18 protein-coding genes and 2 pseudogenes are annotated in these 22,977 nt (G+C 66.6%); 11 read left to right on the forward strand and 9 right to left on the reverse strand.

The window, feature by feature from the left end; all coding sequences use genetic code 11:
* Nucleotides 1–180 precede the first annotated feature (180 nt).
* The 3 genes from ABZ671_RS27120 to ABZ671_RS27130 form a co-directional block, all read right to left on the reverse strand.
* Nucleotides 181–1,032, reverse strand: a complete 852-nt coding sequence (locus ABZ671_RS27120) for a hypothetical protein (protein WP_357863311.1) — start codon at nucleotides 1,030–1,032, stop codon at nucleotides 181–183.
* A 248-nt stretch (nucleotides 1,033–1,280) separates the two neighbouring features.
* Complete coding sequence (locus ABZ671_RS27125) at nucleotides 1,281–1,805, reverse strand: hypothetical protein (RefSeq protein ID WP_357863313.1); 525 nt, start codon at nucleotides 1,803–1,805, stop codon at nucleotides 1,281–1,283.
* 225 nt (nucleotides 1,806–2,030) lie between these two features.
* Nucleotides 2,031–2,705: a hypothetical protein gene (locus ABZ671_RS27130; protein WP_357863316.1), complete on the reverse strand. Its 675-nt coding sequence runs from the start codon at nucleotides 2,703–2,705 to the stop codon at nucleotides 2,031–2,033.
* A 464-nt stretch (nucleotides 2,706–3,169) separates the two neighbouring features.
* Here ABZ671_RS27130 and ABZ671_RS27135 point away from each other — a divergent pair, with 464 nt between their 5' ends.
* Nucleotides 3,170–3,568 carry a hypothetical protein gene (locus ABZ671_RS27135; RefSeq protein WP_357863319.1) on the forward strand — a complete coding sequence of 133 codons (399 nt, stop codon included), beginning with the start codon at nucleotides 3,170–3,172 and terminating at the stop codon, nucleotides 3,566–3,568.
* Between the two features lie 161 nt (nucleotides 3,569–3,729).
* Here ABZ671_RS27135 and ABZ671_RS27140 read toward each other — a convergent pair whose 3' ends face one another.
* The gene (locus tag ABZ671_RS27140) at nucleotides 3,730–5,379 is read right to left on the reverse strand and encodes an integrase (protein WP_357863322.1); all 1,650 of its coding nucleotides are present in this window, start codon (nucleotides 5,377–5,379) and stop codon (nucleotides 3,730–3,732) included.
* 672 nt (nucleotides 5,380–6,051) lie between these two features.
* Entirely contained in the window at nucleotides 6,052–6,411 is a 360-nt protein-coding gene (locus ABZ671_RS27145; RefSeq protein WP_357863325.1) for a hypothetical protein, read from the reverse strand.
* Between ABZ671_RS27145 and ABZ671_RS27150 the strand changes: the two genes are divergently transcribed.
* The 7 genes from ABZ671_RS27150 to ABZ671_RS27180 all read left to right on the forward strand — a co-directional run bounded on the left by ABZ671_RS27150 (nucleotide 6,410) and on the right by ABZ671_RS27180 (nucleotide 16,881).
* Nucleotides 6,410–7,459 (forward strand): site-specific integrase, encoded by a 1,050-nt coding sequence (locus ABZ671_RS27150; protein WP_357863328.1) that lies wholly within the window; start codon nucleotides 6,410–6,412, stop codon nucleotides 7,457–7,459. The two genes, ABZ671_RS27145 and ABZ671_RS27150, sit on opposite strands and share 2 nt — an antisense overlap.
* Nucleotides 7,460–7,718: 259 nt before the next feature.
* Nucleotides 7,719–9,185, forward strand: coding sequence for a DUF3375 domain-containing protein (locus ABZ671_RS27155; RefSeq protein ID WP_357863331.1), 1,467 nt, complete (start codon nucleotides 7,719–7,721; stop codon nucleotides 9,183–9,185).
* Entirely contained in the window at nucleotides 9,160–9,765 is a 606-nt protein-coding gene (locus ABZ671_RS27160) for a DUF4194 domain-containing protein (protein WP_357863334.1), read from the forward strand. The genes ABZ671_RS27155 and ABZ671_RS27160 overlap by 26 nt, the downstream gene beginning before the upstream one ends.
* Nucleotides 9,762–13,100: an SbcC/MukB-like Walker B domain-containing protein gene (locus tag ABZ671_RS27165; RefSeq protein WP_357863337.1), complete on the forward strand. Its 3,339-nt coding sequence runs from the start codon at nucleotides 9,762–9,764 to the stop codon at nucleotides 13,098–13,100. Before ABZ671_RS27160 ends, ABZ671_RS27165 begins: the two co-directional genes overlap by 4 nt.
* Before the next feature lie 2 nt (nucleotides 13,101–13,102).
* A complete protein-coding gene (locus ABZ671_RS27170; protein WP_357863340.1) occupies nucleotides 13,103–14,302 on the forward strand; it encodes a Wadjet anti-phage system protein JetD domain-containing protein in 1,200 nt (399 codons plus the stop codon).
* Between the two features lie 936 nt (nucleotides 14,303–15,238).
* The gene (locus tag ABZ671_RS27175) at nucleotides 15,239–16,336 is read left to right on the forward strand and encodes an XRE family transcriptional regulator (RefSeq protein WP_357863343.1); all 1,098 of its coding nucleotides are present in this window, start codon (nucleotides 15,239–15,241) and stop codon (nucleotides 16,334–16,336) included.
* On the forward strand, nucleotides 16,333–16,881 hold the full coding sequence (locus ABZ671_RS27180) for a PIN domain-containing protein (protein WP_357863346.1): 549 nt from the start codon (nucleotides 16,333–16,335) through the stop codon (nucleotides 16,879–16,881). Before ABZ671_RS27175 ends, ABZ671_RS27180 begins: the two co-directional genes overlap by 4 nt.
* A 560-nt stretch (nucleotides 16,882–17,441) precedes the next feature.
* Here the strand turns inward: ABZ671_RS27180 and ABZ671_RS27185 are convergent.
* Together ABZ671_RS27185 and ABZ671_RS27190 are read right to left on the reverse strand one after the other, a co-directional pair.
* On the reverse strand, nucleotides 17,442–18,038 hold the full coding sequence (locus ABZ671_RS27185; protein WP_357863349.1) for a hypothetical protein: 597 nt from the start codon (nucleotides 18,036–18,038) through the stop codon (nucleotides 17,442–17,444).
* Nucleotides 18,023–18,988: an MFS transporter gene (locus tag ABZ671_RS27190; protein WP_357863353.1), complete on the reverse strand. Its 966-nt coding sequence runs from the start codon at nucleotides 18,986–18,988 to the stop codon at nucleotides 18,023–18,025. The genes ABZ671_RS27185 and ABZ671_RS27190 overlap by 16 nt, the downstream gene beginning before the upstream one ends.
* Nucleotides 18,989–19,236: 248 nt before the next feature.
* Between ABZ671_RS27190 and ABZ671_RS27195 the strand changes: the two genes are divergently transcribed.
* Nucleotides 19,237–19,512: a hypothetical protein gene (locus tag ABZ671_RS27195; protein WP_357863355.1), complete on the forward strand. Its 276-nt coding sequence runs from the start codon at nucleotides 19,237–19,239 to the stop codon at nucleotides 19,510–19,512.
* A 3-nt stretch (nucleotides 19,513–19,515) separates the two neighbouring features.
* Nucleotides 19,516–19,683, forward strand: a complete 168-nt coding sequence (locus tag ABZ671_RS27200; protein ID WP_357863358.1) for a suppressor of fused domain protein — start codon at nucleotides 19,516–19,518, stop codon at nucleotides 19,681–19,683.
* 750 nt (nucleotides 19,684–20,433) lie between these two features.
* Here ABZ671_RS27200 and ABZ671_RS27205 read toward each other — a convergent pair.
* Complete coding sequence (locus ABZ671_RS27205) at nucleotides 20,434–20,814, reverse strand: hypothetical protein (protein ID WP_357863361.1); 381 nt, start codon at nucleotides 20,812–20,814, stop codon at nucleotides 20,434–20,436.
* A gap of 248 nt (nucleotides 20,815–21,062) precedes the next feature.
* Nucleotides 21,063–21,959 (reverse strand): annotated as a pseudogene (locus ABZ671_RS27210) (recombinase family protein); the annotation flags it as partial.
* 325 nt (nucleotides 21,960–22,284) lie between these two features.
* Here ABZ671_RS27210 and ABZ671_RS27215 point away from each other — a divergent pair.
* Nucleotides 22,285–22,638, forward strand: a pseudogene (locus tag ABZ671_RS27215) (ADP-ribosylation/crystallin J1).
* Nucleotides 22,639–22,977: the final 339 nt, after the last annotated feature.

Raw genomic sequence — 22,977 nt, forward strand, 5'->3', positions numbered from 1 at the left:
TGTGGAGCCAAACAAGTTGGTACACCGCGCCACGGGACCGGGGTGGGGCCAAAACAAGTTCGCCCAGTGGGGCCAGAACTACTTGGTCAAATCAGACGTCTGTGGCTGCTCCACACAGGTCCGCCCATGGCGGCTTTCCGGCCCGGGCTGCCATCCGAGGTCGACAGAGGCCCGGCCGTTCTACCCGTTGCGAAGAGTTGTGATGATCCGGTCGGTGTCCCCGGACGCGATCGCGTCGAGGATCCCGGTGATCCTGGCATCCTTCTCGGCCGCCTTAATGACCTTCGTCAAGTTCGCGCGGTCGGTGTAGAGGGAGCGGGCGAGTTCGGCGATCGGCAGCTCCTCACTCGGCACCCGCGCGTACCCCGCTAAGCCGAACTTCAGGGAGTGGCGGGCTTGCTGGAGCTGTGCCTCGCCCGCCTCGCGCATCAGCCATGCGCTCACGACCGATTGCGCCATGCCGGGCGGTCGTGGCGTGTCGGAAGCAATTGCCTGGTCACCGCTTCCATACTCCAGGGCAAGGTCGGTGACCCATCGGGCGTAGGTGCCGTACGCATCGAGAACGGTGTACGTGTGTACGACCTCGATACCCCCGCCAGCCAGGGTACGGATGATCTTCGACTCCTTGGGGCCGACTTCCTCGGGCACGATTGCGACGACCCGGTCCCGCCATCCACAGAACTGGCTGGCGGCCCCGGTGCGCAGGCTTTGGGCCAGGAAGATGCGGGCGGCGTCGTCGAATACGTCCTCCCGTCGGGTGCCCGCTGTCGCTATCCACATTCGGGACGGGGTTCCGGGCTCCCAGCCACCGTCAGCGTCCAGCGTGATGTCGCTCTCGTATAGGACGGTCTCGCCCGATTTCACCGCTTCACCGAGGACCCGGCCAGCTTGAGAGATGAAGCCGGCGATGTACTCGGATGTGCCGGTGTCGACTAGGCCGGCAAGGCGGTTCCGTACGGCCGGGTCGTCGACTGTGGCAGCGTGGCGTGGGGTGAGGAGGTCCGCGAGGTACCGAAAGTCAACGCGTGTCATGGGTACACACTACACACCCCTTCTTCACCTTGGTCAAGAGTCACACCAACGGTCACTTCGATTGCGTGTCGACGGTCTCCCGCGATTGGCTGGGGTGACTCAACCTGCGGAAAGTGTTGCTGTTGCTGCGCGCGTCCCGGTCAACCACGAGGTGCGTTGATCACGTGCGCGGATCTGCCACCAGGTGGACGCTCAAGGCTCCGGATCAACTACTATGGGTGATCAAGACTGCAGTAGAGCCATGCCACTCAGTCGTTGATCAGCCTGTCGTACGGCGTATCCTCTGGCGTAAAGATGAGGATGAAGTCCTTGCCTGCCTCGGTAGCGACCCTGCGGAGGGCAGCCAAAGCTTCGGCCTCTGTGGGAAGGTCAAGGCCGAGAGCCGTGGCCGCACGATTGCGCCGAGCTGCCAGATCCGGCATGTCTTCCAGATACTCGGCGGCCAGCTCGCGACTCTCCTCCTCGGTGAACGCGCGGCAGTCGCGCCACCAAGGCGCCACCAGCAGGAGCTGCAGCAACTGCTCTAGGCCGATCGCTACGAGGGCCGCGCTGCCTTCCGAGTCCGCATACAGGACTGGCCGTTCCTCGCCACCGCTACCGCAGAAGAAGTAAGTGCCCCCGGCACCATCACCCGCGAAGCCCTCGAGTGCCGCGCCTGATGCGAGGTGGACGTCCTCAACGTGGTCTTTCCGGTCGAGCTCGAAGTCGCCCGGCCAGGCCAGGAAGCTGGCGGCCTCGTCGTGTTCGACGATGGCCGTAATCAGCGATTGCATGTTCCGCACCTTATCCGCCGGGCCCGGCAACCGCGCGCTCGTAGGCAGCAGTGGTGGTCCGGGACGGTGGACTTGGCAATGCACCTCGCGGTGCGGTGGCCACTGCCTTACTCATTTGCCGCTGATCGCGCGTCACAGGCCGTGACCAATCAGTCAGGTGCTTCAGCTTCCGGTACTGCCGTTGGGTGACCAGCGTGCTGAGACGGTCCAGGTACGGGACTGACGTCACGCGGTCGCGATCGGATACCCAATCGCGGCGATGTCCTCGTGCAGCCTGGCAACGGTCATCTCTGGGTTCAAAGCCTGCACGACGACGTCGGTGAGCGGGCGGTGCGTGACGACGTGCTCGACATCCGCCGGGTCCAGTTCGGTCTCGTAGTAGTCCTCGGCGAACGTGACGTATCGGTCGACGATGTCGTCGAGCAGGATCTCGAGCAGTCCAGAGCCGTCCGGGACGTTGTCCGGCCCGCGGAGCGGAGGGAACGTGATGCCTTCGCCGGCCTGCCAGCGGTCGTCACCGCAGAGCCGCCACAGTACCGCGGTGGCGAGGAACTGTCCTTCCTCGTCGCCGAACGCTGGTTGCTCGATCTGCGGACGGAACACCGCCGGGATGCCGTCGAGCAGTCCGGGCCACAGCTCGCGGTCCGGGCTGCGGTAGGGCGTCATTGCTGACCCGTGGTCGTACACACGGATGAACGCGCCCTCGGCGGTGAACACGACCGCCCACTCGTCGCCGCTGCCGTTGTTCATCAACGCCGCCTCGTCGTCACCCCAGGCGCGGGTGTAGGCGTAGTGGGGCTCTCCACCGTCGAGGATGCACTCCAGCACGGCGAGTGCCTTGCAGCGGTCCCGCAGCACGCCGAGGGAAGGCAGCTTGGCGGCAATGTCGTACACAGTCACCTCGGGAACCTACGCCGACACAACACCAACATTGTCACGTGCCGCCAGGCGTTCGCGGGACCTCGGCGGCGATGCGCGCTCATGCCACCAACAAGGCGGGCGCTGACCGTCAGCGCCCGTCACTGTCCGTGTGCCTACCCGCTCGGGACTCGTTGCGGTTGTTCTCGCCAGCGGAGTACGGCCCGCTGCCGGGGTGGGGGATGCCTCGGCAGGAGGGCGAGGACAGGGGACCGCCGGGCACGTCGTGGACTATCTGCGGGCCTACGAGCAGCGGTACGACCTGCGGGTGTGCAGGCCGGTCCGGTTCAGCGTGGCGTGATCGGGCGGGCTTGTGTAGCAGCCGACCGCGGATGACGTTCTCGGTGAAGATCACTTGCCAGCTTGCGCCGGAGGTGCGTTTCAGACTACTTGGTTTACGCTTCGGTCTGCGCTAAGGTCTTGTCAACGCGAGCGGAGGATGATGTATGGCCACGATTGAGGTTGACGACGGCACCAAGCGAACCGTGTCCTTCGCCGCGCGGATGGCGAACGTCACGGAAGGTGAGATCGTGCGACGGCTGATCGCCGACAGCTCATTGGCTGGCGAAGACCCAACCGAAAGAGAGAACGGCGTACCGATTTACGCCGACTACGAGGGGCACCGGACGCGAGCACTGTATTTCGCACCAGCCCGAGTTCAGATCGTCGACGGCCCACTCAAGGGCAAGTCCTTCAAGACTCCCACCGGCGCGGCCCGCGCGATTGTTCGCCACTACAACCCGAGGGTGAACGACAACCGCAACGGCTGGAGCTTCTGGCAGATCGACAACGGCGGCCCTCGAGTCTGGCTCCAGTCGATCCGCCCAACGAACGCCGACGACTGATCGCCTGGTCAACATTGTCAAACGATCGCCAGCAGCCGCGCCACGCCCGTCTGCAGCGCACGTCAACGTGAGGCCTGCCGATGGTAGGCTTCACCCCAGGATTGAAGGGGCACCCACCGACAAGTTCGGTCGCTGCCCCTCTTCCTTTTCCGGCGAAAGTGCTATCGGCGCCTAGGCTCGAGCAGCTCGACGACCGACAGGCCGGTCTCCCCATCGACCAACTGAAGAGCCAGCTCTGCCCGGGCGGCCAGGTCGAGCGGGTGAATGCCCTCGGTTAGGGCCGCATGGGCCAGCCGGTCGAGCCCGGCACCGACCAGCGGCGCGCCGATGCGCAAGGCTGCCTGCAGCGCCACCCCCTTGGTCGACCCGCCATGCAGCACGATGTTGCGGGTCCGGTACAACCTCCGCAACGCGATCTTGAAGGTCGTGACCGCTTTGTTCAGCTCGGCGCGGGGTTCGGCGACCAAACGGACCATCCGCTCGACGGCGGCCATGTCGCTGTGGCGCTGCAGCTTGCGTCCAGACAGGTAGGGCAGCGCCCTTCTGGCGATCATGCCGTCGGCCACCGCCCGGGCACGCTCGATGTTGGTCGTGCACGACGCCAGGGCCGCGCTGAGCGTGTCCGGCTGGGGCGGATCGTGGCGGTGTGCCAACGCGGTGAGCTCGGCTCGGGGCCACGAGCAGGCGATGATCGCGGCGAGCCGGTCGGCGGCGACGGCCTTGCCGGAGCGCTCCTCCTCCTGAGGATCGTCGGGGTGGGTCAGCAGCGACTCCACAGCGGCCCAGCCGCCGGCGACCGCCGGGCCGAGCGCGCCCTGGTTGAGTGGTGCCGCCAGTTCCAGCGCGTCGTCGATCAGGCTGCGCTCGCCGTCAACGCGGTAGAGGTGGCCTTCGTGTACGAGCGCGAGGATGTTGGCCCCGCGCGCCGGGGTGAGCAGCGGTATCGGTTCGGAGTGGCCGTCGACCCAGATGGACGGGGCGGCGGTGATGCCGCCGCGGTTGCTTCGCTGGAACGACGAGCGGGCCACCATCCGTTCCACAAGCTGGCGGGCATGGTCGGCAGCGCCGTAGGCGTCCAATGCTCTGACCTCGTATCGAAAGCCACCGCCGGCGCGAAGACCGCGGGTGGTGAAGCCACGCGCTTTGAGCCATTCGATGACCTGCCCTTTGGTCATCCAGTTCGGTTGCTGTTCCGCTAGCGGCCGCTCTGGTGCGGCCAGCAGCACCACAACGACGTCGAAAGACCGCTTGGGCGCACGTGCCAGTGTGGCAGCGGCTTCGATGACCTCGATCGCCGTGGCCTGGCCGGCATTGAGCTCGTTGGCCCAGACCGCGAGGTGGTTTGCGTCGTATCCCAGGTCCAGCAGGTGCCCGGCGACCGTCCGTGCGAGCCGCTCGGGCTTGGGTCGCTCGGCGAGGTTCTTGGCGACCGCGGCGGCCCACCGGTCGACGTAGCCGGGACGGGCGTGCTCGATGAGCTCTTTGAGGCGTCGCCGGGCCGGGCTCGGGTCGGGCAGCGGCGCATTGAGTAAGGCTGTCAGCTCCTTGCGCAGCTCTTTTTCGCCAAGGCCGACGTCGGGGCCGACAACGGCGCGCAGCTGGTTGCGCTGCCAGTCGCACGCCGTGGCAGAGAGCACCTTCTGCGCCGCCCAGGCGCTAGCCTCCCATAACTCCTCCAAGGCCAGCAACGAGCCGACGTCCCACAGCCGCCGCGGCCAGGGGGTGCCGTCGATTGTGAAGAAGTCGATCATTCGGGCGATCACGTGCCGGTCGTAGGTCGCGGTGGCTGCCGGCGCGGTGGGCGTGGTCACGTATGAACGGTAGTGGGAGACCCCGACAGCCACCGTCCCGGTGGTGGCCGGCCAGGCCGTGTATTGTTTTTGGCAGACACAGAGGGGCACCCGCCGTAAGGCTACTGCCCCTCTTTTTTATGCCCTGATGTCTGCTTTCGCCTGTTGTGGCTTCGCGTGGGCCCCCTCGGCCCACGCCGCTGCGGCGATGCGCCGGACCCAGACCCGCACATAATCTGCTGTTCTCCGGGATTGGTCTGCACACCCCCGCCTTGCTGCACTACGGCACCGCTGGCGACGTGCACGACCAGCGGCAACGCATCCTCGACGCCGCCTGGCAAGCCCACCGGACCGGTTCACCCTCCGCCCCCGACCCCGGCCCTGCCCGACACCGTGTGGTTCAACAAACCAGCAGCTCAACCCGCAGATCTAGAGAACACCTGACCATGAAAATGTCTCACTTGACTGGTGTCAGGTTCCCGCGCGAAGCGGTACGCGTCGTCGGCCACCGATGGCTCCCGACCGTCGGGAACGACGAGGCCCAGGATGCCGTCTCCCGTTGTCACCGCCATGACACGACCTTCCCTCCGACCGGGCGGTGAGCAGCTTGTATCTCCGCTTGTTCCTGCCGCCCTGCCCGCTCGTCCGCGTCCCCGTCCGGTATCGATGCCGGCACTACCCGCCCGAGTTCAACTACCCGCGGCCGTCAATCCTGCTGAACTTCTGCTGGGGACGGCCCTTCCATCCCGCTGTGGCCGAGTGGCCGCGCAGCACATCCTGCGCGCGCTGGGCTGGCAGCCGGGACATCACCTCGACATCCAGCCGCACCGAGGGGTGCTCATCATCGCCTCGGCCGGCGATGGTCGGCACAAGGTGGGTAGCCGAGGGCAGCTGCCACTGCCGGCGTATGCGCGACGTATGTGCCGGATCGAGCAGGGCCAGCCGGTGCTGCTGGCCGCTCTTGTCATCCATGACCTGATCGTTGTGCATCCGATCGGCGCCGTCGCTCGGCTGCTCGCCGATCTGCATGTCGAGGTGGCAGGAGGCGGCCATGTCTGCTGACCCTGCCACTGTTGCCGCGGCCCGGCAGGTCCTCGCGCATCTCGGTGTCACCCTGGCCGACCTCCAGTCCAGCGCCGGCATGTCACTCTCTCTGCCGACGGTCGCCGAGTACCTGCCTCGCGTCCTTGCGGCGGCGGGCCCGGGTGCGAGACGGACGTACGGCACGTACTGGGAGCGGATGGCCGCAGCGTGGGGTGATTGGCCTCTAAACCACGTCGCAGCGAGCGACATCGAGGCGATGAAACAGCAGAGGATCGCCAGGGCCCGGTCGCGGCGTAACAGCCGCAACGGCCGGCACGCTGGCGAGCATGTCATCGCCGCCGCCCGCGCCTTCTACTCCCGGGCTGTCGCTGATGGCCTGATCGACGCCTCGGCCAGTCCCGCCCACCGCGTCGCCAAACCCCGCCGCCTCCCGAGCACCCGCCGCGCCTTGACGCCACACGAACTGGAAGAGATCAACGCGGTGGCGCGGACCAGCGGCAACGACGTCATCCTCGACGCCCTCCTGCTGCGCCTGCACACCGAAAGCGCCTGCCGGCGCGGCGGTGCCCTCGCCCTGCGGCTTGTCGACCTGGATCGCGCCAACGGGCTCGTGCGCCTGGCAGAGAAAGGCACCGTGCGGTGGCAGCCGATCAGCCTCGACCTCGCCGAGCATCTGCACGAACGCGCCCGCGTCCGCGGCGCCGTTCTGCCCACCGACCGCTTGTTGCGCTACCGCGACGGCCAGCCGATCAGCAGCCGCCGCTACGACAATCTGTGGAAACGCATCGGCGAGCGCCTGCCCTGGGTCGCCGCGCAGGGCATCTCCACCCACTGGCTGCGCCACACCACCCTCACCTGGGTGGAACGCAACTTCGGCTACGGGGTAGCCCGCGCCTACGCCGGGCATACAGACAGCCCAGGATCTTCCACCACCACCTACATCAAAGCCGACCTCCAGGACGTCGCCGACGCCCTGTCGGCGATGACCGGACAGCCGCACCCACTCGTCACGACGCGCGAGACCTCCAACGGTCCGGCGACAGGAACCTTGCCCTGACCGGCCAATCTGACTTGCCCTAGGCGGCGCGGTGGGGGAGTGGCTCCCCATCGCGCCGCAGCACGGCAAGGCAGGTTAAGGATTGCGGGTTGGGCGACAACAACACCAGAGCGCGTCCCTCCATGGATCGGTTGGTGGCGCTTCACCGCATAGCCTTGCGGCGGTCGACGGACAGCAAATGATCACATCGTGCGATGGCTTCGTCGCACTGTGCGGGTAGCCTGACGCCGGCCGAGCGAACCCGAGAGGGAAGGTGCCCGTGGAGTACGACGAAATCGATTGGTTGCGCCGCCAGGACCCTGCATGGCGGCTGCTCCGTGCCGACCATGCACCGCTGGTGCTGCGGTTCCTCGGCCAGGTGTTCGTCGACGACAACGTCAGGTCAATCTCGGGGGATCGGCTCGCTGAGCGTCTCGACGACCTGCTGTTCGCACTGAATGACCAGTACGGCGAGGGGACGTTCCCGAAGAGCGCCCGTGCCTACCTCGGTGACTGGGTAGACGCGGGCTGGCTACGCCGGTACTACCCGCCGGACTCCGACGAGGTTCACTTCGACGCAACCCCGGCCGTGGAACGCGCGCTGGCATGGGTACGCAGCCTGCAAGCACGCGAGTTCGTGGGAACAGAGTCCCGCCTCAACATCGCCGTGGACCTGCTACGGCAGATGGCCTTCGGCGCGGAGACCGACCCTGACGCACGCCTTGAGGTCCTACAGCGACGCCGCTCGGAGGTCGACGCGGAGATCGCTCGGGTCCGCGCCGGTGACTTCACCGTGCTTGATGACACCGCCCAGCGCGACCGTTATCAGCAGTTCGTGGCGACGGCGCGGAGCCTGCTCGGGGATCTACGGGAGGTGGAGGACAACTTTCGGGCCCTCGATCGGCGGGTGCGTGAGCGGATCGCGGCGTGGCAGGGATCCAAGGGCGAACTACTCGATGAGATCGTCGGTAGTCGGCAGGCCATCTCCGGGTCCGATCAGGGCCGCAGCTTCGACGCGTTCTACGACTTCCTGCTCTCGCTACGCCGCCAGGAGGAGTTCACCGATCTGCTGGAACGGGTGCAGGCCCTCGACGCCATCGGCCATGCAGACCCGCGCATGAACCGTGTGCAGTACGACTGGCTGGAGGCAGCCGGCCGGACACAGGCCACCGTGCGACTGTTGTCGGAGCAGCTTCGTCGGTTCCTTGACGATCAGGCGTGGCTGGAAAACCGCCGGGTCATGGACGTTCTCCGCAGCATTGAGGCACGCGCACTCGCTCTACGAGATGTGGACACGTCGAGGGTGAGGATGTCACTGGACGACACACGGGTCGAGGTCGTGCTGCCAATGGAGCGGCCGCTGTACCAACCCCGTGCTCGGCACGCCGTCAACAGCACCAGCACCGCCGACCCTGTAGTCGACGTTGACATGTCGGCGCTGTTCCAGCAGGTGTATGTCGACCCCACGCGTCTGGTCGCGGCAGTGCGCGACGTGCTTCGCGGAGCATCGCAGGCGTCGCTGCGGGACATCATCGGCGCTCACCCACCGACGGACGGGCTCGCCGAGCTGGTGGGCTACCTGTCCCTGAATGACGCCTCCTTCGAGGTGGTGTTCAACGAGTCACGCCGCGAGTCGATCACCTGGACCGATTCCGAGGGCAGCCGCCGTACCGTCACCGCCCCGTCGGTGACGTTCGTCCGGACGAGGGAGGGGAGAGCGAATGAACGCGCCGGACACACGGAGTGAGCCGTCGCTTTCCGTGGCGGTAACGCAGCTCATGAAGGGTGTGGTCTACCGAGACACACATGCGGCGGCCTGGCAGCATTTGGCGGCGCTGCAGCCCCAAGTCCGTGATTACGTCGCTGTGCTCGGGTTAGTCGTCGTCATCGACGAGTCTGAGGGATACGCCTATCTGAAATCCCGGCCCGAGGATCCCGATCTCCCGCCTGTGCCGCGGCTGGTGCCGCGTCGGTCCTTGTCGTTCCACGTCAGCCTGTTGCTCGCCCTACTGCGCCGCAAGCTGGCCGAGACCGACGCCAGTGGTGCGGATCCCCGGCTCGTGCTGACCCGCCGCCAGATCATCGACATGCTGACGGTATTCATGCCCCTTGGCGCCAACGACGCCCGCCTGGTCGACCAGATCGACGCTCACCTGACGAAGGTCGTCGAGCTGGGATTCCTGCGCCGGACGAAGGACAAGGAGCCCAGCTTCGAGGTGCGCCGCATCCTCAAGGCGTTCGTCGATGCCCAGTGGCTGGCGGACTTCGACTCCCGCCTTGCGGAGTACGCCGCCGAACTCACCGAAGATGAGGAAGATGCTGCATGACCCGCCACGGCTACCGCCTGCACCGGTTGGAAGTCCGCAACTGGGGCACCTTTGATCAGCGGGTCTGGACCTTCCACCTCGACGGAGCGGACAGCCTCCTCACCGGCGACATCGGCTCCGGCAAGTCCACCCTTGTCGACGCAGTAACGACGCTGCTGCTACCAGCCAACAAGATCTCTTACAACAAGGCGGCCGGAGCGGACACCCGCGAGCGGTCGCTGCGCTCCTACGTTCTCGGCTACTACAAATCCGAGAGCAATGACGCCACCGGCACCTCCAAGCCAGTCGGATTGCGCAGCGGCAGTTGCTTCTCGGTGATCCTCGGCGTCTTCGCTGACGAGACGCAAGGAACGACAGTCACCCTCGCCCAAGTGTTCTGGCTCAACGATGCCAACACCGGCCAACCCGAACGCTTCTACGTCACCGCCGGCACCCCCCTGTCGATCAACGAAGATTTCCTCGACTTCGGCTCGGAGATCTCCCAACTACGTCGACGGCTACGCCAACGCGGAGCCAAGATCGCCGATCACTTCCCCGAGTACGGCCAAGACTTCCGCAGGAGACTCGGCATCGCCTCCGAGCAGGCAATGGACCTGTTCCACCAGACCGTATCGATGAAGGCAGTCGGCAACCTCAACGACTTCGTCCGCAGCCACATGCTCGAACCCTTCGACGCCGCATCGGTGATCCGCCAGCTCATCGACCACTTCGACGACCTCAACCGAGCTCATGACGCGGTCCTTCGCGCCCGAGAACAGATCGCCGGGCTCACCCCGATTCTCGCGGCCTGCGACGCACACGACCAGCACGGCCAAACGCTGCAAACCCTCGACGAACAACGCGCCGCCCTACCGCACCTCGTCGCCCGCCGCAGCGCCGATCTCCTCGACGCACAGATCACGAACCTGACCGACGAGCTCACCACAAACCGGACACTGCTCGGTCAGGTCGACGGGGAGATCGGAGCCCTGGAAGAAGAACACCGCCGCGCGGACCTCGCACGAGAGGGCCTCGGCGGCGGACGCATCTGGGAACTCGAGCGACAGATCAATGACCTCTCCGCAACCCGCGACCTGCGCAGGGGCCGCATGATAGGCCTGAACGCACTGCTCGACGCAGTCGGACTCGCCCGCGTCGCCGACGCCACCACCTTCGCGACCCGCCAGATGGCAGTCGCCGAGGAAATCCAGCGATATGACAACGCGATCGCCGACCTTCACACCGCCGCCACCGATGCAGGCGTCCACGTCCGTGACCTGGAAAAGGACGCAGCCGAGATCAACGCCGAGCTGCGCAGCCTGAGCGGCCGACCGAGCAACATCCCACGCCACAACCTCGCCCTGCGGCAACGTCTCTGCGCTGGCCTCGACCTACCCGAAACCGAACTACCCTTCGTCGGCGAACTCGTCCAAGTCCGCGCCGAACACGTCGAGTGGGAAGGCGCCGCCGAACGCGTCCTGCGAGGCTTCGCGCTGTCGCTGCTCGTCCCCGATGAGCATTACCGGGCAGTTGCCGACTGGGTCGACGGACACCACCTGGACGGCAGACTCGTCTATTACCGGGTACCAGCCACCGTGCCCAAGACCGTCGAGACGCCGCCGCTCAACGCCGGCCTCCAACTGTTTGACACCCTCGACCTCAAAGACTCACCGCTCACCCCGTGGCTGCAACGGGAACTTCGCGACCGCGCGGCACACCAATGCGTCACCACCATGGTCGACTTCCGTCGCGCTCCCAAGGCGATCACCCGGACCGGCCAGCTTAAGGACCCTTCTGGACGCCACGAGAAAGACGACCGCAGACGCATCGACGACCGCAGCCAGTACGTCCTTGGCTGGTCCAATGAGTCGAAGATCCACGCCCTCGTCGAACAGGGCCAACGAATCGACCGCCTCCTAGACGCCGCCCGCAAGACCGAAAGTGAGCTTGCGAGCAAGATCAAAGCCCGAAGCCAGCGGCTGGGCGAGCTCCACAAGATCACCGTCTACCAGGACTTCGCCGACCTCGACTGGGAAGCAGCCACCCACACGATAGAACGCCTGCAGGACGAGAAACGTCGCATCGAGTCCGGCACCCAAGGTATCGCCGAACTCACCACCGAACTGGACCGCCTCACGCAACTGCTGCAGGGCGCGAGACGCCGTCGTGACGAGCACAGCAACAAGATCGCCGTCACCGAGAACGCGTTGAAAGCTGCCAAGACTCGCCGCCAAGAGGCCGACGAGCTTCTCGACGACCCACGTCATGAAGCGGCAAGTGCCCACTTCCCGCAGCTCATGACGCTCATCCCGGTCCAACCGGTCACGCCCGAGGGCTGGGACCGCCTCCGCGAATCACTCATGACGACACTCGCGCGCCAGCGGGACGACACCACGAAGAAGCAGAACCAGGAGAGCAACAAGGCGGTCAGCCTGATGGCCGCCTTCCGCAGCACCTACCCCCTCGACACCGCGGAGATGGACGCCTCACTCGCGGCCGCCGCCGAGTACCGCACCATGCACCAGCGCCTCATCCACGATGACCTACCTCGCTTCGAAGCCGAGTTCAAGACCTACCTCAACACCAACGCCATCCGCGACATCGCCACCTTCCACTCCCAGCTGCGCCAACAGGCCGCCCTCATCAAGAACCGCATCGCCACGATCAACGAATCCCTCGTCGGGATCGACTACAACCCAGGCCGCTACATCCGGCTCGACGGCAACCCGAGCCCGAACGTCGAGGTCCGCGAGTTCCGAACCGAGCTGCGCGCCTGCACGGACGACGCCCTCGGCCACGATGACTCCGAGCAATACTCGGAACGTAAATTCCTCCAGGTCAAAGCCCTCATCGAGCGCTTCCGCGGCCGGGAAGGCCAGACAGAGACCGACCGCGCCTGGACCAGACGCGTCACCGACGTCCGCAACTGGTTCACCTTCACAGCCACGGAGCGCTGGCGAGACGACGACACCGAATACGAGACCTACGCCGACTCCGGAGGCAAGTCCGGAGGGCAGAAAGAGAAGCTCGCCTACACCATCCTGGCCGCGTCCCTGGCCTACCAGTTCCGTCTCGACGCCGAGAACACCGGCACATTCCGGTTCGTCGTCATCGACGAAGCCTTCGGCCGTGGCTCCGACGACTCCACCCGCTTCGCGCTCGCCCTGTTCCAGCGTCTCGGCCTGCAACTGCTGATCGTCACGCCCCTGCAGAAGATCCACGTCATCGAGCCATACGTATCCGCAGTCGGCTTCGTCGACAACCCCACCGACAACTTCTCCCGGCTGCAGACCCTGACCATCGACGAATACCACCGCCGGCGGCAGGCCCACACCGGCGCCGACCCGGAGGCATAACCATGCCGCGCAGCCGCAGCAGCCAACGAGCCTCATGGGCCACCGTCGAGGACGTCATCGCCGTCTTGCGACGGCGCTGGGAACGCGGCGACTTCCTGCGCGACGTTGCCCACGGCACATCGCCAACACCGCTCGCCGTGTTGCTGAAAGGACCGACCGCCGCCGAAACCGCCGACAACTTCGGGGATGTCCAACAGTGGGCCACCCGCTGGCGCGAAGTCGACGGCCGATCCCTGCGTGTCGAGTACCGCAGCGTCGGCGGCCGGCTCATCGGCACCAACCAACTCCCGCACAAGGCATGGATAGACACGCCAGACGGCCTCTGGCGAACGCTCGGCGTCCAGGCTCAGGTCGACCGCTATCAAACCCTCCTCGACCTAACCCGCGCCGTCTCACCTCCGATAGCCGCGTGGGCCGCCGAGCGCCCGATGAAGCTCCTCACCCACGAACAGGACTGGACTCGCCTGCTCGACACGGTCGCGTGGATCGACCATCACGCCGATCCCGCCACCTACCTGCGACAGATCGACGCCCGCGACGTCGACACCAAATTCGTCGAGACCCGCCGCAGCATCCTCGCCGAGCTACTCGACCGACACCTTCCCGCTGATCGAGTCAACGTCGCTCACCCGCCGTCAGCCTTCGCTGAACGCTACGGACTACGGCCCAAGCCTCTGCTCGTTCGAATGCGCTTCCTCGACAACCACCACCGCCCCATGCCGTACAGCGACCTCACCGTCCGCGCGAGCGAACTGGCTACCACACCCCCGCCTGTGGCGACCGTCTATGTCGTCGAGAACGAAACCACCTTCCTCGCCTTCCCGCCCGTCCACGGCGCTGCCGTGATCCTCGGCAGCGGCTACGCCGTCGCGAAACTGGAGCCCCTGACATGGCTCCGCGACCGCAACCTCATCTACTGGGGCGACATCGACACGCACGGCTTCGCAATTCTCGATCGCCTACGCGCCGCCTTCTCACACACACGCTCGATTCTCATGGACCGCGAAACCCTGCTCGCCCACCGCGCACACTGGGGTCGCGAACCGGCCCCCACCCGCCGATCACTTCCGCAGCTTACGGAACAAGAGCGGGCACTTGTTGACGACCTCGTCAATGACACATTCGCACCGTCCCTCCGGCTAGAGCAGGAACACATCCGGTACCCAGCGATAAGCGATGCCCTCAAGACTTCGGCCGATTGACGTCCGGACAGTTCCCGGGCCTCGGGAGCCTCCTGCCCCGGCTGGCCGAGAAAGAGCTCAATCTTGGCTGGGGCGCTTCCGCCGTTCGCTACTGCCGACGCCAGTAAGTCAGTAGCCCTGAGGGCCACCCGTTCACCGGCGGGGCAGGCCTTGTTGGGCCCGCCTTGCGCCCCAAGCTTCGGCGCGCTTCTGATCCTGCTCACCACCCAGGGTGTCGCCCGACTGGCGGCACCACGACAGGCCGAGCCGCTGGCCGAGCCCAGCGCTCCATAGCCCCTCTGCCATGGCCTTACCGCCGCGCCGTCCCTGTTGCTACCGCGTGAACTCCAGCACTGAGTCTGCCTGACGGCGGCCCAATTCTTCCTGCCTGGACTGACTACGCTGCTGTCGTCTCTGCAGGCGCATTGAATCGGCTTCCTTGGGTAATTGTTGATGCTCATAGGCAGCTCGGGCGTAGTGTTTACGCATCGTAAAGTGCTAGACTTAACGCATGAGCACCCGTTTGTATAACGGGTGCTACGTAGGAGAGTTCAACTCCCCTCGGACACGTTATTTCCACACGAAGCGTGATAGTTCTTCGTGTTTTGCGTGATCCCCGTCCCGTTGGGCGGGGATTTTGCTGTGGCGGCGAGGAAGCCTCCCGCATGTGTGCGGCAGTCGATGCGTTCGCGCTCGCGTGGGCGCTGGGAACGAGGACGGTGTAGGTCGAGCGCCTGGTGGCCCCGTACCCGTGCAGCCGGACGACGAGCTTCGCCGGCTCGGCCCGCGGCTTTGGATGTTGGCCGCCCAAGCCGCGCTCGACCAGACGGCCCGGCGGGGTCATCCGGCGTCAGCAGGGCAAGGGTGTCGTCGTCACCGACCCCCAGACTTGGCCGCGCGAACCCTGATCTTCCGAGTGTTGACCCATTCCGGCGCTGAGTGTGCGATTATCGCACCATGGCTGATGGCTGGGACTGGCCCCTCGTCGGTGAGCAGGTACGGCAAGCCCGCTTGTCGTTGGGGATCTCGCAGCAGGATCTCGCGGCGATGGTGGGGTTGGACCGCACCATGCTGGCCAAGGTTGAGGCTGGCAGCCGCCGTTTGGACGGCTTGGAGCTGGCTCGGCTTTCCAAGGCACTGAAGGTGTCGATGGAGTACTTGATTCAGCCGCCGCCAGCGGTGTTGTCCCGACGGGCGGCGCCGCTGACCGAGGAAACGGACACTGAGGCAGCACGGTCGTCGGAACGCCTCGAAATCGCCATGGTTGAGTGGCTGCGCAATGTCCAGCAGTTGCTGGACATTGGCGTGTTGCGTGCCCGTCCTCTGCTTCGCTACCCGCACCCGGTGGCATCCGAGGATGACGCGCGTCAGACAGCCCGGTGGTTGCGACAGCGGTTCGGGCTTGGTGATGAACCGATCGGCAGCATCATGGACGTCTGTGAGTGCGCAGGTCAGTGGGTTCTGGTCACCGACCTGCCAGGCGACGGCGCATCGCTGATCGAGGGCGACATCGCCGTTGCTGTCGTGAGCACTACGGGCGATCCCGGCCGCCGTCGGGCTACCGCTGCACATGAGTTGGGGCATCTCATCATTGGTGATGAGTACTCCGCCGACCTCGGCGTGAGTGCCTCGCGTGCAGAACGGGAGGCGGTGATTGACGCCTTCGCCGCGGAACTGCTGCTGCCCGTGCAAGCGATTGCCGCTACCGGAGCCCGCGGGATGGTGAGCCGGGATCAGATTGTGAGCTTTGCGGCTCGATACCGTACCTCTTGGTTGTTGGCGTTGCGGCAGGCTGAGCAGGCAGGGGCCATCGACTCAGAGACGCGTAGGTCCTGGAGCCAGGTTCGGCCTACCCACGTGGAGTTCATGGAGGCGTTGGGCTGGGCACCGCAGCCCGACCTTGCGTCGGTGCGGGTATCGCCCGCCTACGCACAGGCCGTGATGGAAGCGTTGCGGAACAGGCGAATCACCCGGGCCAGGGCTCTGGAGTTGATGCATGGCCACATCGCCGAGGCGGATCTACCGCAGGACGACGACCTGGAGATCGCGCCGTGACCCTGTCGGCGCAAGCCACGTCTGTCCTTGTGCTCGACACGATGGTTCTCAGCCACTTCACTCTCGCTGACCGGCTAGACGTCTTGCAGGATCTGCTGCTCGATGCCGATTGTTGGACGACTCAGGTGGTTCGGGAGGAGTTGCGGGCGGGATCTGAGGATCATCGTGAACTGGCCGTCGCTTGCGAGGCGGACTGGTTGGCCACTGCCCAACTGGACACGCTCGATGAGGTGCGGTGCTTTACCAAATGGGCCGCGCGGCTCGGCTCGGGTGAGCGCGACCTCGGGGAAGCGTCCGTCCTCGCGGCCGCCGAACTGCGGGGAGGCGTGGCCATCACGGACGACAGGAACGCGACGCAGGTTGCCCGTGCCCACGACGCCCGTGTTCACGGCACCATCTGGCTTCTCGCGGGGGCCTGCCGGGATGGCAAGCAAACCCTTCCGGCTGCGGGGAACCTCATTGAGGCACTGAGAGCAACCGGTGCTCGTTTGCCCTGCTCCGGAGCGGAGTTCCCGGGCTTCGCCCGTAAGCACAACCTCCTGTAGTCGCTACTGGCAACTTCTTGGCTTAACGGAGGGCAGTGCCTCGTACGCGGCGGCTGGAGTCTTCGCGTGGTCGACCGGAAGCTGCTCTTGTCCGACCTGCAAAAGTAGTCCCGACGAGCACAAGACCGCCTGGCACCCGGCAGAACGACCTGGCTGAGCCAGCTACCGCCACCCCTGCACGGAGCGGCGGCAGATAACCGCCGCTCCGTCAAGGCGGGAGAAGCTTACCTGGCAGACATTCAATGCTCCGTCATGAAATGGTAATCCGGAGTCCTGCCCACTCCGACCGCCGGCTAATTCTCGGACACGTTATTTCCACACGAAGCGTGATGGTCCGACAGTGCGCGAGGCAGCAACGTTTGGGCGTCCGAGTGTGCGTCCCCGCTCGCATCGATCGGCGCGCATCGTGATCAGCTTGACAGGGATTACCTGCATCGTGTCGATGTGCGCGTACGGATCTTGCTCTGGTTCGGGCCAGCAGACCGAGGGATCGCGCTGGGTGCAGCTTCATCGGCTCCAGGAATCGGCGGGTTCAGTCAGTCCGCTCGTCGGGCTGTAGGTTATCGCAGCCCGGTGCCGCAGCCACTGGGTCGCGGGTAGTACCCGTCCCTCTCCTCACCGCGCAGCCCCCCACGCCTGCAGTCACTTCGGCGAGGACGCTGACATCGCCGTACGCAGGGCCGGTGAGCGAAGCCCGAGCGCGCGGCAGCGGCCAGCAGGAACGTCGCACAGACCACCAGGATGACGCTTGCGCTGAAGAGGTCGTTGAGGGAGCCCAGCGCGTTGTTGGTGATCACCAGCGGCAGGCTCTGCGCCAGGACGAGTACCGACTGTACCCGCGCTAGGTGCGTGGACGGAGCGCCGCCCAAGATCAGCGGGCCGACGTGCGTGGTGAACAGGCCTGACCCGGCCCCGGCCACCGCTGCGGCCGCCACGGCAGGGATGATGTCGGGCAGGAACGCCAGCGCGAGGATCGCGGCGGCTGCGAGCGCGAGCCCTCCAGCAGCGGCCACCCCTGGCCGCGCGAACGCCCTGGTGGCGGTGACGGTGAGGGCCACGGCGACGATGCCCAGCGCGACCGCTCCGGCGAGGAGGCCGCCCGTATCAGCGTTCCAGCCGCGCTGCTGTGCGAGCAGAGGGATCAGCAGCCCGGACACCGGAAGCAGGAACCCCGCGGCGACGGCGATGAGACCCAGGGCCGATCGCAGCAGCGGATCGGACCACGCGACCCGCAGACCGTCGGCCGAGCGGCGCAGCGCGTTCCCGCCGCCGGCGGCGTGGGCGTTGCCGACGAGCGGGGCCGCAGCCCGATGAGGATGGCCGCCATGACCACGAACGTGCCGGCGTTCATGAACGCCGCCGCGGCGAGCCCGGCGGTGGCCACGACCAGGCCCCCGGCCGAGGGGTCGGCGAACGTGGAGAGCTGCCCGATCGCCTGCCGTGCCGACATGGCCCGCGCCAGGCCGGCCCCGGACACCAGCCGCCGCGGCATCGATCCCGAGCTGGGCAGGTAGAACGCGTCCACGACGCCGATGATCAGAGCCGCCGCGAGCAGGAGGTACGGCTGGACGCCGAGCACCAGGACGGCGCCGCCCAGCAGCACCGTCGCGGCGGCCATGGTCACGTCCGAGGTGATCATGACGTGCCAGGCCCCGATCCGGTCGGCCAGCGCGCCGCCGAACAGCAGGAGCACGACCCGCGGCAGGTTGATCGCGGTAAGCACCGTACCCGCGAAGGCCCCACCCCACCCGGCCGCCGTCCACGTCATGGCGAACGCCATGATCTGCGAGCCCAGCAGCGACAGGGTGACGCCGGCCAGCCAGACCCAGTATCTGCGGGGTACCCCCGTCCGCTGAGCCTGGGCTGCCTCGTCCTCGTAGGAGACAGTCATGCTCTTCTGATCCGTCTCTCGTGGCTTGTGCGACCCGGCGCAGTCTCGACCCTCGATCAGGTCGAGGGTCAAGCCGGGCGGGATCAGCGGACGGTGAAGCCCCCCGTCCACCGTGACGAGCAGCTCGGGAGTCGGGGCGGGCAGCGACGGCGTGCCTGTGGCCAGGTCGATTGCGCCGTGCTCGCGCGCCGTCAGCAACAGCTCGACCAGCGCCATGGGGCGCAGATGGCCGGTCCGCGCGGCCGGCCCTCCGATTTTCGGCGTGGGGTGCGGTAGCCTCGCCCAACGAGCTCAGAGTGGGGCGATCATGGGGAAGTTCAGCCGACCGGGAGCGACGTCGGGGGAGGTCAACAGGCACCTCCGCAGGTTTCTCGGCAAGCCCTTCAGCACCCCTCGACGAGGAACTGCCCGAGGGTGCACCGGTCCGCCTGCACGGCTTCGCCGAGGTTCCGTTCGAGGGTCAGGTGACCCTGACAACCGATGGTCTGGCCGAATTTGCCCGGCAGCGTGCCTGGGCCCGTCCGGACGGCTACGCCCAGGAGTTGCTCTTCGTCGTTGACGGCCGGTTCATGGGGCCGGAGTTACTCGACTTTGTGATGTCTTGCGCGGTGCGCTACGCCGAGCAGGGGCGGTTGCTCTCCTGGGAGGAGCCGGTCCGCCTGGACGTCGAGGTGCCGCTCAGCGCCGGGATGCGGTTCCTGCTGCCGACCCCTGCGGCCTTGTTCGATGAGGACTTCTAGTTCGTGACTGGCCCGGCTGGAGAGACGAACTTCTGCCTGCTGGTACCCGCCTATGAGGTGGAGGCCGATCTCCTGGCATCTCGGGGACCGGAGCAGCTCTACGATGCTTTGGAAGAGCAGGACGTCGACATCTCCGACCTCCGACGGGAAGCGCTGCGGGCACGCATCTGAAGTCCCGTCCATGACGTGCATCATGCCCGCGTGCCGTCGGCATCGGCGCGCGGGTGTAATTCATCGACACTTCCCTAGACTGGCGTTACTGCCATAGGGGCGATGCTGGTGCGGGTGATCGCGCCGGCGAAACTCTTCGGCGGGCTCACCGGACTCCTGCGCGGCGCCGGCTAGCCGCATCGACCGGCTGTTGCGCTACCGCAACGGCCAGCCGATGACGATCTCGCCTTCTCCGGCGACTTCACCACCCAGCGCGCCAGGGACCTCATCGCCGCCGTCACCGGGATCGTGCGTGACGAGGGCTTCCGGATTAACCCCGACAAGATCCGTATCCGTGGGCAAGCCGACCGGCAATTCCTCGCTGGACTCGTCGTCAACCGCCGGCCGGCCGCGCCCGCGAGGAATACGACCGGCTCCGCGCCATCCTCCACAACGCCACCCGCACCGGCCTCGAGGCGCAGAACCATTCCGGCCACCCGGCCTTCGCCGAGCACTTCACCGGACGCGTCGCCTGGATCGCCTACCACCACCCCGCGAGGGCCGCCAAGCTGGCCAGGCTGCTGGCCCAAGCACTCACCGCACAGTGAACCATCGCGCGACCAAGCGGTGGGGGATGCCTCCCTCACAATTTGCCCACCGAGCAGAGAGCCCTGCCCCACGTCCAGGGGCTGCGTGCCCGCTGACTGCTATAGAATTACGGCATGCGCACCCATGCTAAGCATGGGTGCTGCAAATTTGTGTTCGGACACGTTATTTCCACACGAAGCGTGATGGTTCTTCGTGTTTTGTCTGATCCCCGTCCCGTTGGGCGGGGATTTTCGCTGTGGTGGCGAGGAAGCTCCCCGGCGGGGTGAGCGTGTAGATCGCGGTCTCGGCTTCGACGGTCCAGGCGCGGTGATCACACACGATGATCATGTTGCTGGTGTGCAGGTAGGCGGCGACCTTGTCCGGGTCGGGGCTGCATAGCGCCGGGTGGGCTCTGTGGAGCTCCCGGTCGTGCTGGACGCGGTCCAGGAGGTGGTCTTCGCGGATGTAGAGGATCTTCGGTCGGGCAGAGGTCTTGGTGCGGGTGCTCGTGTGGCCGTGGCGGCAGCGGTAACCGGGACGGCCGTGGACCCAGTGGGAGTCCATGACTCTGCCGCAGACGCCGCAGTAGACCAGGCCGGCCAGGGAGTAGTGGCGAGGAGCGCCGTCAGCGGGGGTGGGTGCGGTGTGGATGGCTTGGGCTGCGACGAACTGTTCCTCGGTGACCAGCGGTGGGTGGGCGATCTGGCGGGAGATGACCCAGTGCGGGCGGCGTTCCAGCGTTGGATCTCGTGGTGTCGGGTGATGGTGCCGTCGGGGTCGATGTCGTTGTGGTCGGTGCGTTGCCGGTTCCACACTTGGCGGCCGGTGTAGCGGGGGTTGGCCAGTATCGCAGCGACGGTGGTCAGCATCCAGCGTTGGCCGCTGCGGTGCCGGTTGCGGGCCGGGTCGGCGCCGGACGGACACGGCACCCCGGTGTCGTTGAGCCTGCGAGCGATACTGGCCACGCTGCGACCAGCGAGGCGCTGCTCGAAGATCCACCTCACCCAGGGTGCGGTCGCCGGGTCGGGTTCCAGGCGGTGCAGGCGTCGTCCCCAGGCGGCGTGGGCGCGGTTCGGGTGAGGGCCGGCGTCAACCAGCCGGTAGCCGTAGGGCGGCCGGCCGCCGAGGTGCCGCCCCTGCAGCTCGGCTTGGGCGCGCATCGCCGCGACGGTGCGGTGCCGGGCCCGGGACACTTCCCGCTGGGAGTGCACGCCCAGCAGGTCCAGCAACGCCAACTGTCGGGGGTTGTCGAAGTCCACCGGCCCGTAGGTCTCCGGCAGCCACAGCTGCACACCATGCCTGAGTAAGCTGGGGGTCAGCTGTTCGACCTGCTGGCCGTGGAAGGCGCGTTCGTACTCGCCCACGACGATCGCGTCGAACCCGCGCGCCGGGTCCGTCACCGCGGCGAGCAGCCGTGCCGCCTGCGGCCGATCCGGCCAAGCGATCCGGCGGGAGACACCCTCGTCGAAGAACTCGGCCACGATCCGACCGTGGCCGGCGATCAGGTCCTCGGCGTAGTTGCGCTGCCATCGACACGACGACGCCCGGTCCTGGAAGTCGACGGTGGACATCCGGCCGTAGAAGACGAAGCGGATGCCGGGTGGAGGTGATGTTGTCGGGCGTCGCGCGCGATTGCGGCCTCGCTGGTTCGGCTGCCGTATCCACCAGCCGAGCAGGTCGGGGCCGTTGAGTTCCGGCGCGTAGTGCATCAGGACCCCTATCCAAACACGGCGCTACAGCCGCCCATCTCGATATAGATGGCTAACGATGCTGTGGTCCGTGGGGGTTCGGCCACTCGCAACATCTGTTGGCTCAACCGTGCGAGGCGGGGCCGGCTGGTCGCCTGGGGTGCAGCTGTGCGGTGACCGCCTCGGCGGGTTTTCGGTGCGCCACCGGCGGCGCCTGACCGGCGGCAGCGCGGAAGCCGTCCGGCAGTTCGGCTTCGACTGGCCGGTACGACACTGAAGGCGGAAACCGGCTGGTCCACGTCGTGGGCCAGCCGGTAGTCTGCGCCGGCCAGAAAGAAGCGCCGCGGTGGTCGAGACGATGACTCTGTGGCGGCCGACCGGCCCCGAGGAGCTCGACCTCGTGCGTGCTTCCGGCTGGAAGGCGTGGCCGCCGCGACTGCCCGACCAGCCGATCTTCTACCCGGCCCTCAACGAGTAGTACGCAATCATGATCGCCAGGGACTGGAACGTTCCCGCCTCCGGCGTCGGCTACGTCACCAGGTTCGCGGCCGACCGTGAGTTCGCCTCTCGGTACCCCGTCCAGCAAGTAGGCGGGCGCGACATCCTTGAGCTGAGGGTGCCCGCTGAGGAGCTCGACGAGTTCAACCAGCACATCGTCGGGCTGATCGAAGTTGTCCACGAGTTCCGGCCCGGCAGCTGATCAGGCGTGCGTAACCGGCGTGGACTCGTCGGACGGCCGGCGAGGGTCCAGCATCCACTGGGCAGGGAAGTCGAGTGCCGGTGTCACGCCCCGGTGCAGACCGTCCTCGGTCTCCCAGTGTGACGCGTCGAGTTGGATGATCTGGTAGCCGTGACCGTCCAGCCAGCTGGTGGCCTGTTCTCGCAGGGATTGTGCTGAGGCGAGACCGGTGCCTCAACGCGTGCCTGGCGCAGCGGGTGAGAGCAGCGAAGCCGTCGAGTGGCTCTGGTGCATGTCCAGCCCGTGCTGCGCTGCGGGGTCGATGACTGGGCCGAATCGAGTTCGATCGGGGTTGTTGGC

This window comes from Micromonospora sp. NPDC006766, assembly GCF_040636055.1.
Lineage (GTDB): Bacteria > Actinomycetota > Actinomycetes > Mycobacteriales > Micromonosporaceae > Micromonospora.

Bases quoted from the DNA above. Each gene is read 5' to 3' on its own strand.
- ABZ671_RS27190 (WP_357863353.1), bottom strand. From the start codon at position 18,988: ATGGCGCTGGTCGAGCTGTTGCTGACGGCGCGCGAGCACGGCGCAATC.
- ABZ671_RS27145 (WP_357863325.1), bottom strand. From the start codon at position 6,411: ATGGCCGCCTCCTGCCACCTCGACATGCAGATCGGCGAGCAGCCGAGC.
- ABZ671_RS27120 (WP_357863311.1), bottom strand. From the start codon at position 1,032: ATGACACGCGTTGACTTTCGGTACCTCGCGGACCTCCTCACCCCACGC.
- ABZ671_RS27160 (WP_357863334.1), top strand. From the start codon at position 9,160: ATGAACGCGCCGGACACACGGAGTGAGCCGTCGCTTTCCGTGGCGGTA.
- ABZ671_RS27165 (WP_357863337.1), top strand. From the start codon at position 9,762: ATGACCCGCCACGGCTACCGCCTGCACCGGTTGGAAGTCCGCAACTGG.
- ABZ671_RS27170 (WP_357863340.1), top strand. From the start codon at position 13,103: ATGCCGCGCAGCCGCAGCAGCCAACGAGCCTCATGGGCCACCGTCGAG.
- ABZ671_RS27205 (WP_357863361.1), bottom strand. From the start codon at position 20,814: ATGGACTCCCACTGGGTCCACGGCCGTCCCGGTTACCGCTGCCGCCAC.
- ABZ671_RS27150 (WP_357863328.1), top strand. From the start codon at position 6,410: ATGTCTGCTGACCCTGCCACTGTTGCCGCGGCCCGGCAGGTCCTCGCG.
- ABZ671_RS27135 (WP_357863319.1), top strand. From the start codon at position 3,170: ATGGCCACGATTGAGGTTGACGACGGCACCAAGCGAACCGTGTCCTTC.
- ABZ671_RS27125 (WP_357863313.1), bottom strand. From the start codon at position 1,805: ATGCAATCGCTGATTACGGCCATCGTCGAACACGACGAGGCCGCCAGC.
- ABZ671_RS27175 (WP_357863343.1), top strand. From the start codon at position 15,239: ATGGCTGATGGCTGGGACTGGCCCCTCGTCGGTGAGCAGGTACGGCAA.